Origin of the sequence: Chryseobacterium sp. C39-AII1, assembly GCF_039672645.1 — a bacterium.
GTDB lineage: Bacteria > Bacteroidota > Bacteroidia > Flavobacteriales > Weeksellaceae > Chryseobacterium.
On record NZ_JBDFPQ010000041.1, the window covers coordinates 1 to 1,229 of the forward strand.

A 1,229-nucleotide genomic window follows, 5' to 3' on the forward strand; every position below is an offset into this window, starting at 1 on the left:
CTGATTTCTATGACAAAACCAAGCTATTTATATAATTTTTTTCATAGGGTTTTTGTTGATTTATTACGGCAAAAACTCTGTGAACAATTTTATTTCTCACATTATTCAGTACCAGCATTTTATTTTTTCCTTCCGCCACTTTTCGCAGATAGTATGCTCTGAGGTCATTTTCAAGCCTAATGGCGCTCATTGCAGCCAAATGAAGAATACTTTTCAACGATTTATCGGCATAAAATGAGACTCTGGGCTTGTACCTTATCGCTGTTCCGGATTGATAATCAAACGGTACTACTCCCGCATAACAGGCCAATTGTCTGGGCTTTGTAATTTTTTCAAAACCACCCGTTTTCACCAAAAGCAGCCAGCAAAGTACTTTTCCTACACCCGGAACAGATTTTAGTAAATTCGCCTTCTGAGAAAGAGTTTCAGTGGATTTTATCACAGCTTCGATTGCTGTTTCCAGTGCCGAAATATGCTTTTCTATTAATTTGATCTCTTGTTGATTCATTCTCAGCAAGCTTTTTTCACATCCCGACTTTGTCAGCGTATAATTATGCTGCAATTTTAATAGATGTGCTTTTAATTTTACTTTAGAATTCCTTTCAGAGAATAAAACTTTCAGTTTTTTCATTTCCAAAGCATCAGGTTTCCAAGGGTGGAGCATTTCCTGATTTTTATCCGTAAAATCTGCAATTCTTTCCGCATCTATTTCATCATTTTTTCCTCGAATCAAGCCTAAACTTTTCTTTAAATGAAGCGGATTGATCACAAAAACCTGAAAAACAAAATCTTCCAAAACCTCGTACAAGAACCAATTATATTTTCCGGTATTCTCCATCGCAACAATGGTTTGCGGAGTTTTTGAGAAGTGTTTAAAGAAGCTTTTAATCTTAGAAATAGTATTTTCAATCTTAAAAAATTCTTTTTTATTTCGTTTTTTTACGCAGATATCCAAGGTCTTTGCACTAATGTCGATGCCGATTACGATTTTTTCCATACTTTTGATTTGCAAATTAACAGGAAAAGAGAACTTTCATTATGACTCAACTCCTTACTAATGGGCTTTAAATCCCGTATTTCTATCTGAGTTTTAATGAAAGAAAGAGCATTTAATTCTTTATCAGCATATGAATTTTATTCAGAGCGTGTCTTAGTTTAATTAAATGCTTTCTCTTTTTCTAAAGTTATCTATTTTTTTCTTTTGCAAATCTAAAGGAGCGAAGTCGAAG

At 33.8% G+C, this 1,229-nt stretch carries 1 protein-coding gene; it reads right to left on the reverse strand.

The annotated features are described in order from the left end of the window. Nucleotides 1-7 precede the first annotated feature (7 nt). The gene (locus tag ABEG63_RS21500; RefSeq protein WP_346587483.1) at nucleotides 8-997 is read right to left on the reverse strand and encodes an IS110 family transposase; all 990 of its coding nucleotides are present in this window, start codon (nucleotides 995-997) and stop codon (nucleotides 8-10) included. Nucleotides 998-1,229: the final 232 nt, after the last annotated feature.